A 13,561-nucleotide genomic window follows, 5' to 3' on the forward strand; every position below is an offset into this window, starting at 1 on the left:
CGCGAATCACTCATAACGTAGCGCCTCTGCTGGCTGGGTGCGGGCAGCACGCCAGGCCGGGTACAGGGTGGCGAGGAAACTCAGGACCAGTGCCGCAGCACAGACCATGTACACGTCCTGGGCCTGGATCTGCGACGGCAGGTAATCGATGAAATACACGTCGGCGTTGAGGAACTTGTGCCCGATCAGCTTCTCGATGCCGGCGATGGCGGCACTGACGTTGAGCGCGGCGAGAATGCCGACCACAGCGCCGATCAGCGTGCCGATGACCCCGATCACGGTACCCTGGACCATGAAGATCAGCATGATCTGGGTCGGCGTGGCACCCAGCGTGCGGAGGATGGCGATGTCACCACGCTTGTCGTTGACCACCATCACCAGGGTGGAAATGATGTTGAACGCCGCCACCGCCACGATCAGCAGCAATAGCAGGCCGATCATGGCCTTTTCCATGCGGATCGCCTGGTACAGGTTGCCGTGGGTGCGGGTCCAGTCGCGGCTGTAGAACTCCTGGTCGCCCAGGTGCTGGGCGATGTCCCAGGCCACGCGCGGCGCCTGGAACAGGTCATCGAACTTCAGGCGCAGGCCTTGTACCTGATCGGCCTTCCAGCGGTGCAGGCGCGACAGGTCGGCGATGTTGGTCAGGCCCAGGTAGCCGTCGATTTCACCCGCGCCGACGTGGAAAGTGCCGACCACGGTGAAGCGCTTCATACGCGGGAACATGCCGGCCGGGGTGACGCTGACCTCGGGGGCGACGAAGGTCAGCTTGTCGCCGATGGCCACGCCCAGCTTGGCCGCGGCCTTGTCGCCGATCATGATGCCCCACTCGCCCGGCGCCAGTTTGTCCAGGCTGCCTTGCAGGGTGAAGTTGTCGATGATCGAGACGTCGCGCTCGCGGGCCGGGTCGATGCCGTTGAGCAGCACCTTCTGCACCTTGCCGTCGTGGGTCAGCAGGCCCTGCATCTGGGTGTAGGGCGCCACCGCCAGCACGTGCGGATTCTGCTTTACTTGTTGGGCAAGGGCCGGCCAGTCGTTGAGCGGCTGGCCGCTTTCGAGCGTGGCGTGAGGGATCATGCCAAGCACGCGGGTACGCATCTCGTGGTCGAAGCCGTTCATGACCGAGAGCACCACGATCATCACTACCACGCCCAGGGCGAGGCCGATCATCGAGGTCAGGGAAATGAACGAGACGAAATGGTTACGGCGCTTGGCACGGGTGTAACGCGTACCGATGAATGCGAAAAGAGGTCTGAACATGTCGGGGCTTGTTCGGATGAAAGGGAACGTCCTTGTGGCGAGGCGCCTACGGCGGCTTTACACTCGGACCACCGCCGCTACCATGGGTTCGCCATGACGACATTAGACGAAGAAGATCGCCGCGAATACTACCGCATCGAGGATAGGATCGCACTGGAAATCAGCCCCTTGAGCGCGGCCGAAGCCCTGGAGCCAGAACTGTTGCAGGATGATTCGCCGCTGTTCAACCTGCTCAGCGAACTTCATCTTTCCGACTTCGAATCCCAGCACCTGCTGCGCCAGCTGAGCGACAAGGACCGCACCCTGGCCGCCTTCCTGCGCGCCCAGAACAAACGCCTCGACCTGCTCAGCGCGGTAGTGGCACAGACCCTCATCGGCACGGTCGGCGAACCGCAGCCAGTGATCATTTCCGAAGGCGGCATCGAATTCGACCAGGCGCAGCCGCTCGACCCCGGTACCCGGGTGAAAGTGAAAATGGTGCTGATGCCACGCGCCCATGGTCTGTTGTTGCGTGGCCGGGTGATCCACTGCGGCGTGCGCCCCGAAGGCGGCGTCGAGATCGGCATCGAATTCACCGACATGACCGACGCCCAGCGGCAACTGCTGGCCCGTCACATCCTGCAGCGCCAGCAGCAGCAACGGCGCCAGCAGCTGGATAACGACGATACCGCGTCCTGAGCCCCTCTCCCACTGATTTGAAGGAACGAACGTGACCCTGATCTACGGCCACCGCGGCGCCAAGGGCGAAGCCCCCGAAAACACCCTGAACAGCTTCCGTCAGTGCCTGTCCCACGGCGTCGACCGCTGCGAACTGGACCTGCACCTGTCGGCCGACAACGAGCTAATGGTGATCCACGACCCGACCCTCAAGCGCACCACCGGCCGGCGCGGCAAGGTGGTTGAGCACCCGGCGGCGGACCTGGTCAAGATCGATGCGCGCAAGGGCGGCCCCGGGCATGTGCAGCCCTGCCCCATTCCGAGACTGGAAGAACTGTTCGAGAAATGCCCGTTCGAGCACTGGCAACTGGAGGTCAAGAGCGCTTCGCGTACCCGCGCCGCCACCACCGTGCTGGCGATCCGCGAGCTGGCCCAGCAATACGGCCTGCTGGACAAGATCACCATCACCTCCAGCTCTCGGGAAGTGCTGGGCGCGGCGCAGGAACTGGTACCGGACGTACAACGCGGGCTGGTTGCCGAATACGCCTGGCTCGACCCACTGAAGGTCGCGCAGAACTATGGCTGCCAGATGCTGGCGTTGAACTGGACGCTGTGCACTCCCGAGCGCCTACTGAAAGCCCAGGGCCAGGGTTTGCACGTATCGGTGTGGACGGTCAACGAGCCGGCGCTGATGCGCCGACTCGCCGATTTTGGCGTGGACAGCCTGATTACAGACTTTCCCGGTTTGGCCAAGACCACCCTCGGGTAGGGCTGAAATCGGTCTCCCCGACCGGCTCAGGCCACCGGCCGGAGCCGCTCAAAAAAGCCGGTTCAGGCCGTCGTAGGCAGCTACCCGATAGGCTTCGGCCATGGTCGGGTAGTTGAAGGTGGTGTTGACGAAATACTTCAGGTTGTTCTGCTCGCCCGGCTGGTTCATGATCGCCTGGCCGATGTGGACGATCTCCGAAGCCTGGTAGCCGAAGCAGTGCACGCCGAGGATTTCCAGGGTTTCGCGATGGAACAGGATCTTCAGCATGCCTTGCGGCTCGCCGGCGATCTGCGCGCGGGCCATGCTCTTGAAGAAGGCCTTGCCCACTTCGTACGGCACCTTGGCCTGGGTCAGTTCCTGCTCGTTCTTGCCGATCGAGCTGATCTCCGGAATGGTGTAGATACCGGTCGGCACGTCGTCGACGAAGCGCCAGCTGCCGTTGTCGACGATGCTGCCAGCGGCCGAGCGGCCCTGGTCGTGAGCGGCACTGGCCAGGCTCGGCCAGCCGATCACGTCACCGGCGCCGTAGATGTTCGGCACGCTGGAGCGGTAGCTGTTGTCGACGTCGATCTGGCCACGGCTGTTGACCTTGATGCCGATGTTCTCCAGGCCCAGCTTGTCGGTGTTGCCGGTACGGCCGTTGCACCACAGCAAGGCGTCGGCCTTGATCTTCTTGCCCGACTTCAGGTGCAGGATCACACCGTTGTCCAGGCCTTCGACGCGCTCGTACTCTTCGTTGTGGCGCACGGTGATGTTGTTGTTGCTGAAGTGGTAGCTCAGCGCCTGGGAAATTTCCGAGTCGAGGAAGCTCAGCAGCTGGCCGCGGTTGTCGACCAGCTCTACCAGCACGCCCAGGCCGCTGAAGATCGAGGCGTATTCGCAACCGATCACGCCGGCGCCGTAGACGATCAACTTGCGCGGGGTGTGGCTGAGGCTGAGGATGGTGTCGCTGTCGTAGACACGCGGGTGATTGAAGTCGATATCGGCCGGGCGGTAAGGGCGCGAGCCGGTGGCGATGATGATGTGCTTGGCGTTCAGGCGCTCGACCACGCCATTGGCGCAGACCACCTCGATGGTCTGCTCGTCGGCGAAGCTGCCGGTGCCGACGAACACGTCCACGCGGTTGCGGGCGTAGTAGCCGGTGCGCGAGGCCACCTGCTTGGAGATCACCTTCTCGGCGCTCTTGAGCACGTCCGGGAAGGAGAACCAGCGCGGCTCGCCGATGGCGCGGAACATCGGGTTGGTGTTGAACTGCATGATCTGCCGCACCGAGTGACGCAGTGCCTTGGACGGAATGGTGCCCAGGTGGGTGCAGTTGCCGCCGACCTGACGACGGCTGTCGACCATCGCCACCTTGCGCCCCGCTTTCGCGGCATTCATTGCCGCGCCTTCTCCGGCCGGGCCAGAACCCAGCACCACTACGTCGTAGTTGTAGACAGCCATGCGTACTCCTTCAGAACTGGCCCGCGGGCCACGGTCGCTCGCGGGGCTCGATCATGCCGCCGTAGCGCCATGAGAAAATTCACGTGCAGTCTAATCAAGCGTGAACGCCGCGCACATTAACCCTTGGTCGCGTCGTAGGCCAATTTTGCCTGCACTACATGTCATTGCCACGTCCTGGGCGGCGATCCTGCGTCACTGTCCTTTCACTCGCCTTGCACCACCCGCTCGAACGCGGGCGTAGCTCGAGCGCCGGCCATTCTCCTCGAAATAGTGCCGATAGTCACTGGGCTCTCGGTTGCCCCGCGAAGAGGCCGGCACAGGCAACACAAAATCTGGATAAAAAAACGGGAACCCGAAGGTTCCCGTTTTTTCATGGCCTTACCAGCGAATCAGCGTGGAAACGCTGGCGGGTTCACACCGGCCATCTCTTCCATCACGCGGACCACCTGGCAGCTGTAGCCGAACTCGTTGTCGTACCAGACGTACAGAACAACGCGGTTGTCGTTGCAGATGGTCGCTTCGGCGTCGACCACACCGGCGTGGCGCGAGCCGACGAAGTCGGTGGAAACCACTTCCTGCGAGCTGACGTAGTCGATCTGCTTGTGCAGCTCCGAGTGCATGGCCGCCTGGCGCAGGTACTCGTTGATCTCGTCGCGGTTGGTGGCCTTTTCCAGGTTCAGGTTGAGGATGGCCATCGAGACGTTCGGCGTCGGCACGCGAATGGCGTTGCCGGTCAGCTTGCCCTTGAGCACCGGCAGCGCCTTGGCGGCGGCGGTGGCGGCACCGGTCTCGGTGATGACCATGTTCAGCGGCGCGGCACGGCCACGACGGCTGCCCTTGTGGAAGTTGTCGATCAGGTTCTGGTCGTTGGTGAACGAGTGAACGGTTTCGACGTGGCCGTTGACGATGCCGAACTGGTCGTTGACAGCCTTCAGTACCGGCACGATGGCGTTGGTGGTGCAGGAAGCCGCCGAGATGATCTTGTCATCGGCAGTGATGTCGCCGTGGTTGATGCCGTGCACGATGTTCTTCAGCGCGCCCTTGCCAGGTGCGGTGAGGATCACGCGGGCAGCGCCCGGGCAGGCCAGGTGCTGGCCGAGGCCGTCGGCGTCACGCCATACACCGGTGTTGTCGACGATCAGCGCGTTGTCGATACCGTACTGGGTGTAGTCGACTTCGCTTGGGCTCTTGGCGTAGATCACCTGGATCAGGTTGCCGTTGGCGGTGATGGTGTTGTTGGCTTCGTCGACGGTGATGGTGCCGTCGAACGGACCGTGCACCGAATCACGGCGCAGCAGGCTGGCACGCTTGACCAGGTCGTTCTCGGCGCCCTTGCGCACGACGATGGCACGCAGGCGCAGGCCGTCGCCGCCACCGGTCTTCTCGATCAGGATGCGCGCCAGCAGGCGGCCGATGCGGCCGAAGCCGTACAGTACGACGTCGGTGCCCTTGCGGGCCGAGGCGTTTTGCTGGCCAACCACGTCGGCCAGTTCGTCACGCACGAACTGCTCGGCGCTGCGGCCGTTGCCTTCGAGCTTGAATTTGTTGGCGAGCTTGCCCAGGTCGACCGAGGCAGCGCCGAGCTTCAGCTCGCTCATGGCCTTGAGCAGGGGGAATGTTTCGTGAACGGACAGTTCGGTCTCGTCGGTCTGGCGATGACGCGCAAAACGATGAGCCTTGAGGATAGAGATAACCGAACGGTTGATCAGGCTGCGGCCATAAATCGAGCTCACCACGTTGTTGTTGCGGTAGAGCTGACCGATAAGCGGGATCATCGCTTCAGCAAGCGCTTCACGGTCGATCCACTCACCAAGACACTGGTCGGGCTTCTGAGTCACGGGAACCTTCCACATGTAGGGACAGAAAAAAGGGGCTACATTATGACGCCCCGGCGCGTAACCGGCAATGAGCGCCTGTCGCCAGCGCCGCGCCCTACTGCCAAAGCCTTTGCAACCTGACAGCAGCCCCCGGCACCGGTACAATCGATCTCTTTGCCGCAACGCTTGGAGTCCAATCTCCCGTGTCAGTTCTGCGCCTACCGAAAATGTCGGCTACGGCCGGCAAACAAACCTGGGGCAACCTGCCTGGTGCAGCCCTCAGCCTTGCCATCGCCGAAGCCGCCAGCAGCGCCGGCCGCTTCACCCTGTTGCTGACCGCCGACAGCCAGGCTGCCGACCGCCTGGAACAGGAACTGCGCTTCTTCGCCCCGCAGTTGCCGGTGCTGCCATTTCCCGACTGGGAAACCCTGCCCTACGACCTGTTCTCGCCGCACCAGGACATCATCTCGCAGCGCATCGCCAGCCTCTACCAGCTGCCGGAGCTGAGCCACGGCATTCTCGTCGTGCCCATCACCACTGCCCTGCACCGCCTGGCGCCGACGCGCTTCCTGCTGGGCAGCAGCCTGGTGCTGGACGTAGGCCAGCGGATCGACGTCGAGCTCATGCGCACGCGCCTGGAAGCCAGCGGCTATCGCTGCGTCGACACGGTCTACGAGCATGGTGAGTTCGCCGTGCGCGGCGCACTGATCGACCTGTTCCCGATGGGCAGCAAGCTGCCCTACCGCATCGACCTGTTCGACGACGAGATCGAGACCCTGCGCACCTTCGACCCGGAGACCCAGCGCTCGATCGACAAGGTCGACTCGGTGCGCCTGCTGCCGGCGCGCGAGTTCCCCATGCAGAAGGAAGAGGTCACGCGCTTCAAGGCACGTTTCCGCGAGCGTTTCGACGTCGACTTCCGCCGCAGCGCGATCTTCCAGGACCTGGCCAGCGGTATCATCCCGGCCGGCATCGAGTACTACCTGCCGCTGTTCTTCGAACAAACCTCGACCCTGTTCGACTACCTGCCGACCGACACCCAGGTGTTCTCGCTGCCAGGCGTGGAACAGGCGGCCGAACACTTCTGGAACGACGTGCGCGGGCGCTATGAAGAGCGCCGCGGCGACCTGACCCGGCCGCTGCTGCCGCCGGCCGAGCTGTTCCTGCCGGTCGAGGATTGCTTCGCCCAGCTCAAGCAATGGCCGCGCGTGGTGGTCAGCGCCGAGCCGGTCGAATCTGGGGCGGGCCGCGAAAGCTTCCCGGCACGCGCCCTGCCCAACCTGGCGATCGAGGCCAAGGCCAACCAGCCACTGGCCGAGCTGGCCGGCTTCCTCGACCAATTCGCCGGCCGCGTGCTGTTCACCGCCGAATCGGCCGGGCGCCGCGAAGTCCTGCTGGAGTTGCTCGAACGCCTCAAGCTGCGCCCGCAGACGGTGGACGGCTGGGCCGATTTCCTCAGCGGCAGCGAGCGCTTGGCGATCACCATCGCGCCGCTCGACGAGGGCTTGCTGCTGGACGACCCCGCCATCGCCCTGATCGCCGAGAGTCCGCTGTTCGGCCAGCGCGTGATGCAGCGCCGGCGCCGCGAAAAACGCGGCGAGGCAGCCAACGACGCGGTGATCAAGAACCTCACCGAACTGCGCGAAGGCGCGCCGGTGGTGCACATCGACCATGGCGTGGGCCGCTACCTGGGCCTGGCCACCCTGGAAATCGACGGCCAGGCCGCCGAATTCCTCACCTTGGAATACGCCGAGGGCGCCAAGCTCTACGTGCCGGTGGCCAACCTGCACCTGATCGCCCGTTACACCGGCAGCGACGATGCCCTGGCACCGCTGCACCGACTCGGCTCCGAGGCCTGGCAGAAGGCCAAACGCAAGGCCGCCGAGCAGGTCCGCGACGTTGCCGCCGAACTGCTCGACATCTATGCCCGGCGCGCTGCGCGCAAGGGCTATGCGTTCGCCGACCCGGCGGCTGACTACGCCACCTTCAGCGCCGGCTTCCCGTTCGAGGAGACCCCCGACCAGCAGGCCGCCATCGAGGCCGTGCGGGTCGACATGCTGGCCCCCAAGCCGATGGACCGCCTGGTCTGCGGCGACGTCGGCTTCGGCAAGACCGAGGTGGCCATGCGCGCGGCGTTCATCGCCGTGCACAGCGGCCGCCAGGTGGCGGTACTGGTGCCCACCACCCTGCTCGCCCAGCAGCACTACAACAGCTTCCGCGACCGTTTCGCCGAATGGCCGGTGAAGGTCGAGGTGATGAGCCGCTTCAAGTCGGCCAAGGAAGTGGCGGCCGCCGCCGCCGACCTCGCCGAAGGCAAGATCGACATCCTCATCGGCACGCACAAGCTGCTGCAGGACGACGTGCGCTTCAAGGACCTGGGCCTGGCCATCATCGACGAGGAGCACCGCTTCGGCGTGCGCCAGAAGGAGCAGCTCAAGGCCCTGCGCAGCGAAGTCGACATCCTGACCCTGACCGCCACGCCGATTCCACGCACGCTGAACATGGCCGTGGCCGGCATGCGCGACCTGTCGATCATCGCCACGCCGCCGGCCCGCCGTCTGTCGGTGCGCACCTTCGTCATGGAGCAGAACAACAGCACGGTCAAGGAAGCGCTGCTGCGTGAACTGCTGCGCGGCGGCCAGGTGTACTACCTGCACAACGATGTGAAAACCATCGAGAAATGCGCCGCCGACCTGGCCGAGCTGGTACCGGAAGCGCGTATCGGCATCGGCCATGGGCAGATGCGCGAACGCGAACTGGAACAGGTGATGAGCGACTTCTACCACAAGCGCTTCAACGTGCTGGTAGCCTCGACCATCATCGAGACCGGCATCGACGTGCCGAGCGCCAACACCATCGTCATCGAGCGCGCCGACAAGTTCGGCCTGGCCCAGTTGCACCAGCTGCGTGGGCGGGTCGGGCGCAGCCACCACCAGGCCTACGCCTACCTGCTGACGCCGACCCGGCAGAAGGTCAGCAGCGATGCCGAGAAGCGCCTGGAGGCCATCGCCAACACCCAGGACCTGGGCGCGGGCTTCGTCCTGGCCACCAACGACCTGGAGATCCGCGGCGCCGGCGAGTTGCTTGGCGAAGGCCAGAGCGGGCAGATCCAGGCCGTAGGCTTCACCCTGTACATGGAAATGCTCGAACGCGCGGTCAAGGCCATCCGCAAGGGCACCCAGCCGAACCTCGAACAGCCCCTGGGCGGCGGCCCGGAGATCAACCTGCGTCTGCCGGCGCTGATCCCCGAGGACTACCTGCCAGACGTCCACGCACGCCTGATCCTCTACAAACGCATCGCCTCGGCGGCCGACGAAGAGGGCCTCAAGGACCTGCAGGTGGAAATGATCGATCGCTTCGGCCTGCTGCCCGAGCCGACCAAGAACCTGATGCGCCTGACCTCGCTCAAGCTGCAGGCGGAAAAGCTCGGCATCAAGAAGGTCGACGCCGGGCCCAATGGCGGCAAGCTCGAGTTCGAGGCCGAGACCCCGGTCGATCCGCTGACCCTGATCAAGCTGATCCAGGGCCAGCCCAAGCGCTACAAGTTCGAAGGTGCGACCCAGTTCCGCTTCCTGGTGCCGATGGAACGCCCCGACGAACGTTTCAATACCCTGGAGGCGCTGTTCGAGCGCCTGACCCCACAGTCTGCCTAAGGAAGATCCATGCGTGCCATTCGTTGCCTGACCTTGCTGCTGGCGCTGTTCGCGCCAGCCGCCTTCGCCGAAGGCCTCTATCAGGTAGAAATGATCCTGGTGCGGCAGAACGCCGTGCCTGCGGTGACCAGCCCGTTCGCCCCAGAAGACTGGAGCGCCGGTGCGCCACGCCTGGACAGCAGCGCCGAACGGCGCCTGGCCCTGGAAGACGAAGCCACCCGCCTGGAGGCCACCGCCGACTACACCGTGCTGCTGCACAAGGCCTGGCAGCAACAGGTTGGCAGCGAGCCGAGCCGCATCGCCCTGGGCGCTGGCGAAGAACGCTTCGGCCACTTTCCCATCGAAGGCAACCTGAGCCTCACCGAAGGCCGCTTCATCAGCGTGCAGGCCAACTTCTGGGTCAACGACCTGGACGGCAACGGCAACGTGCTGCGCAGCGAGCAGTTCAAGCAGATCAACAGCAACATGAAAGGCGGCCAACTGACCTTCATCGACGGCGGGCACCTGGCACTGCTGCTCAAGGTCACGCCACCGAACGCGCCGAAGATGCCGGCGATGGATCCGGAGTTGATGGAGCAGTAAGCCGATGAAGCACGATGCCTTTGAACTGGTGAACGAATACCCGAACTGGACCCAGTCGTTCACCAAGATCACCCTGCAACGCGGCGAACGTTATGCCGATGAGGGCAGGGTTGAGCTTGAGAGCATCTATGGATCGGTCGTCGAGGCCACTTGCCGAGGCAGCGGAAACAGCCGCTATCGACAAACCATCCATGTAACGGTGACACGCGGGCGCTGCGAGGTGGACGGCGAATGCGACTGCCCAGTGGGACACAACTGCAAGCATTGCGCTGCCGCCCTCTTTTGCCTGACCCCTCCCGATTCTATGGCCTCGAATGCGAAAGCGAGCCCAACGACTCTCCCGCTCGAATTGCAGAACTGGCTGACCGGCCTGGAGCAGGCCCCGCACAAAGCCGCCCCAACCCATGACAAACGCGGGCGCATGGTGTGCTACCAGCTCCTGCTGACGGATGACGCCGGCTGCGCTTTGCGGGTGCGCAAGGGCACACCTACGCAAGATGGCGTGCGCTTCAGTCGCGTGCAATCGCTGCATGAGTTCCTCTACGAACCGCCAAAATTCGTGACCGAAGAAGACATTCGCATCCTGCGGCTGTTGTCGGCCTTGAACCAGGGTGGCGGCCAGGATTCTGGCTACAAGCTCAAAGGTCTGGAAGGCGGCGAACTGTTCCAGCGCGTCCTGGACACCGGGCGGCTGTTTCTCATCGAAGACCTCCCGTTCATGCACAAAGGCCCGCCCCGTCGGGCCGAATTTCGCTGGGTGCGCCTGGACAGCGGGCACTACCGTGGCTCCTGGTACAGCGATGGGAAAGCGCTGAGTTGCGTCATACCGTTATTGCCGCTGTACTACTTCGACCTATCCACCAATGAAGTTGGCAAGGTCGAACATGCACTGGAACCGCATGTCGCTGCGCAATTGACGCTGGCACCGGACGTGCCGGAGCACTTAGTCATACCCCTTAGCCACAAGCTCAATGCCCTCAGCCATAGCGTCCCTACGCCGACCCAGGTGCAAGAGCAAGTGATCGAAGATGTACAACCCAGACCGCGACTGACCCTCGGCAGCCTCGAGTTCAGCGCCTACACGCCCAAGACCGGCCGTATGCAGCGCCAGATGCAGCACCGCGCCGCGCTGGCGTTCGATTACGACGGCCTGCGCACCAGCGGCAACGAAGACAAACCCTTGACCCGCCTGGTGGGCAGCACCAGCCAGCGCATCCGCCGCCAGCCCCAGGCCGAGCAGGCGTTGCGCAAGAAGCTCCACGACCTCGGCTTCAAGCCCGCCACCCGCCAGAGCAAGGCCCTGCCCGACAGCGCCGGCGAGATGCTGCAACTGCCCGACGACGAAGCCTGGCTGCAGTTCGCCCGCGATGGCCTGCCGCGCTTGCGCGAGGCTGGCTGGGAAATCGACACCCATCGCGACTTCGCCTTCAACCTGCACGAGGTGGACGACTGGTACGCGCACATCGATGAAGGCCCGGGCCACGAATGGTTCGACCTGGAGCTGGGTATCGTCGTCGACGGCCAACGCCACAGCCTGCTGCCGATCGTGCTGCAACTGCTGCGCAGCAACCCCGAACTGCTGCGCCCCAGCGAACTGGCGCGGCGCAGCGACGACGAACACCTGCTGATCGACCTCAACCGCGGCCGCCTGGACAGCCCGGCGCTGCGCGTCGCCCTGCCCTACGGGCGGATCAAGGCGGTGATGGGCACCCTCGGCGACCTCTACCTGCACGAGGACGCCGCTGGCCCCAGCCTGCGCATGGAGCGCGCCGATGCCGCGCGCCTGAACGACATCGAAGGCCTGCCGCTGCACTGGGAAGGCGGCGCCCATGTGCGCGACCTTGGGCGGCGCCTGCGCGACGCCCGCGAGCTGCAGGTCGAGCCCCCCGCCGGGCTCGCCGCCACCTTGCGCCCCTATCAGCAGCAGGGCCTGAACTGGCTGCAGGCGCTGCGCGAGATGGACACTGGCGGCATCCTCGGCGACGACATGGGCCTGGGCAAGACCCTGCAGACCCTGGCCCACCTGCTGCTGGAAAAACAGGCCGGGCGCCTGCAGACGCCCGCCCTGGCGGTGATGCCCACCAGCCTGGTGCCCAACTGGCTCGACGAAGCCCAGCGCTTCGCCCCCGGGCTGCGCGTGCTGGCCTTGCAGGGCGCGGGGCGCAGCAAGCATTTCGCCAAGTTGCACGAATACGACCTGGTGCTGACCACCTACGCCCTGGTGCCTCGCGACCTCGACCATCTGCGCCAGCAACCCTGGCATGTGCTGGTGCTCGACGAAGCACAGAACATCAAGACCAGCACCAGCAAGGCCACCCAGGCGGTATGCGAGCTGCAAGCCGGCCAGCGGCTGTGCCTGACCGGCACGCCGATGGAAAACAACCTGGGCGAACTGTGGTCGATCTTCCACTTCCTGATGCCGGGTTGGCTGGGCGACGTCAAGCGCTTCAACCAGGACTACCGCACGCCCATCGAGCGCCATGGCGACGCCGAGCGCATGGGCCACCTGGCCGCCCGCATCCGCCCGTTCCTGCTACGTCGGACCAAGGAACAGGTGGCCACCGAGCTGCCGGCCAAGACCGAAATGGTGCACTGGGTCGAGCTCAGCGACGCCCAGCGCGACACCTACGAGGCGGTGCGGGTGGCGATGGACAAGAAAGTGCGCGACGAGGTCGCCCGCAATGGCGCGGCGCGCAGCCAGATCGTGATCCTCGATGCGTTGCTCAAGCTACGCCAGGTCTGCTGTGACCTACGCCTGGTGCGTGGCCTGGAGGTCAAGGGCAACCAGGCCGACAAGGGCAAGCTCGGCGCCCTGCTGGAGATGCTCGACGAGCTGCTCAGCGAAGGCCGGCGCGTGCTGCTGTTCTCGCAGTTCACCTCGATGCTCGCGCTGATCGAGCCAGAGCTGGAAAAACGCGGGGTGCGCTACAGCCTGCTGACCGGCGACACCCGCGATCGGCGTGCGCCGGTGCGGCAGTTCCAGAACGGTGACAGCGAGGTGTTCCTGATCAGCCTCAAGGCTGGTGGTACCGGGCTGAACCTGACGGCAGCCGACACGGTGATCCACTTCGACCCGTGGTGGAACCCGGCCAGCGAGAACCAGGCCACCGACCGCGCCTACCGGATCGGCCAGGACAAGCCGGTGTTCGTGTTCAAGTTGATCACGCGGGGGACGGTGGAAGAGAAGATCCAAGCGCTGCAGCAGGAGAAAGCGGCGCTGGCGGCGAGCCTGCTCGACGGCGGGCAGGCGGGCCAGTGGCGGCTCGGGGATGACGAGATCGAGGCGCTGTTCGCGCCCCTGCCTGGCAAGCGAGCCCGCTAGCCTGTACCGGCCTCTTCGCGGGGCAAGCCCGCACAGGTATTACCGATCCCTGTAGGAGCGG

Annotated in this window: 8 protein-coding genes; 5 read left to right on the forward strand and 3 right to left on the reverse strand. The window is 64.8% G+C overall.

Going from position 1 to position 13,561, the window contains the following annotated elements; all coding sequences use genetic code 11:
• Positions 1–6: 6 nt before the first annotated feature.
• Positions 7–1,257 carry a lipoprotein-releasing ABC transporter permease subunit gene (locus IAE37_RS05420; RefSeq protein WP_201170432.1) on the reverse strand — a complete coding sequence of 417 codons (1,251 nt, stop codon included), beginning with the start codon at positions 1,255–1,257 and terminating at the stop codon, positions 7–9.
• A gap of 93 nt (positions 1,258–1,350) precedes the next feature.
• Here IAE37_RS05420 and IAE37_RS05425 point away from each other — a divergent pair, with 93 nt between their 5' ends.
• Complete coding sequence (locus tag IAE37_RS05425) at positions 1,351–1,935, forward strand: PilZ domain-containing protein (RefSeq protein ID WP_201170435.1); 585 nt, start codon at positions 1,351–1,353, stop codon at positions 1,933–1,935.
• Positions 1,936–1,966: 31 nt separating this feature from the next.
• The gene (locus IAE37_RS05430) at positions 1,967–2,683 is read left to right on the forward strand and encodes a glycerophosphodiester phosphodiesterase (protein ID WP_201170438.1); all 717 of its coding nucleotides are present in this window, start codon (positions 1,967–1,969) and stop codon (positions 2,681–2,683) included.
• A gap of 48 nt (positions 2,684–2,731) precedes the next feature.
• Here the strand turns inward: IAE37_RS05430 and sthA are convergent, their stop codons facing one another.
• Both sthA and IAE37_RS05440 read right to left on the reverse strand, forming a co-directional pair.
• Positions 2,732–4,126: a Si-specific NAD(P)(+) transhydrogenase gene (gene sthA, locus IAE37_RS05435; RefSeq protein WP_201170454.1), complete on the reverse strand. Its 1,395-nt coding sequence runs from the start codon at positions 4,124–4,126 to the stop codon at positions 2,732–2,734.
• 389 nt (positions 4,127–4,515) lie between these two features.
• Positions 4,516–5,979 (reverse strand): glyceraldehyde-3-phosphate dehydrogenase, encoded by a 1,464-nt coding sequence (locus IAE37_RS05440; protein WP_201170458.1) that lies wholly within the window; start codon positions 5,977–5,979, stop codon positions 4,516–4,518.
• A 167-nt stretch (positions 5,980–6,146) separates the two neighbouring features.
• On the opposite strand from IAE37_RS05440, the gene mfd reads away from it, so the two are divergent.
• From mfd to IAE37_RS05455, 3 genes are read left to right on the forward strand one after another with little or no spacing between them, the layout of a single operon-like run.
• Positions 6,147–9,596 carry a transcription-repair coupling factor gene (gene mfd / locus IAE37_RS05445; RefSeq protein ID WP_201170462.1) on the forward strand — a complete coding sequence of 1,150 codons (3,450 nt, stop codon included), beginning with the start codon at positions 6,147–6,149 and terminating at the stop codon, positions 9,594–9,596.
• 9 nt (positions 9,597–9,605) lie between these two features.
• Positions 9,606–10,178, forward strand: a complete 573-nt coding sequence (locus IAE37_RS05450; RefSeq protein ID WP_201170465.1) for a CsiV family protein — start codon at positions 9,606–9,608, stop codon at positions 10,176–10,178.
• A gap of 4 nt (positions 10,179–10,182) precedes the next feature.
• A complete protein-coding gene (locus IAE37_RS05455; protein WP_201170477.1) occupies positions 10,183–13,500 on the forward strand; it encodes a DEAD/DEAH box helicase in 3,318 nt (1,105 codons plus the stop codon).
• The last annotated feature ends 61 nt before the right edge of the window (positions 13,501–13,561 follow it).

The organism is Pseudomonas sp. S31 (genome assembly GCF_016648105.1).
Taxonomy (GTDB): Bacteria; Pseudomonadota; Gammaproteobacteria; order Pseudomonadales; family Pseudomonadaceae; genus Aquipseudomonas.

What these genes read in the sequence shown, in the direction of transcription:
- IAE37_RS05440 (WP_201170458.1), bottom strand. Translation starts at nt 5,979, where the DNA reads ATGTGGAAGGTTCCCGTGACTCAGAAGCCCGACCAGTGTCTTGGTGAG.
- IAE37_RS05455 (WP_201170477.1), top strand. Translation starts at nt 10,183, where the DNA reads ATGAAGCACGATGCCTTTGAACTGGTGAACGAATACCCGAACTGGACC.
- IAE37_RS05450 (WP_201170465.1), top strand. Translation starts at nt 9,606, where the DNA reads ATGCGTGCCATTCGTTGCCTGACCTTGCTGCTGGCGCTGTTCGCGCCA.
- sthA (WP_201170454.1), bottom strand. Translation starts at nt 4,126, where the DNA reads ATGGCTGTCTACAACTACGACGTAGTGGTGCTGGGTTCTGGCCCGGCC.
- IAE37_RS05425 (WP_201170435.1), top strand. Translation starts at nt 1,351, where the DNA reads ATGACGACATTAGACGAAGAAGATCGCCGCGAATACTACCGCATCGAG.
- IAE37_RS05420 (WP_201170432.1), bottom strand. Translation starts at nt 1,257, where the DNA reads ATGTTCAGACCTCTTTTCGCATTCATCGGTACGCGTTACACCCGTGCC.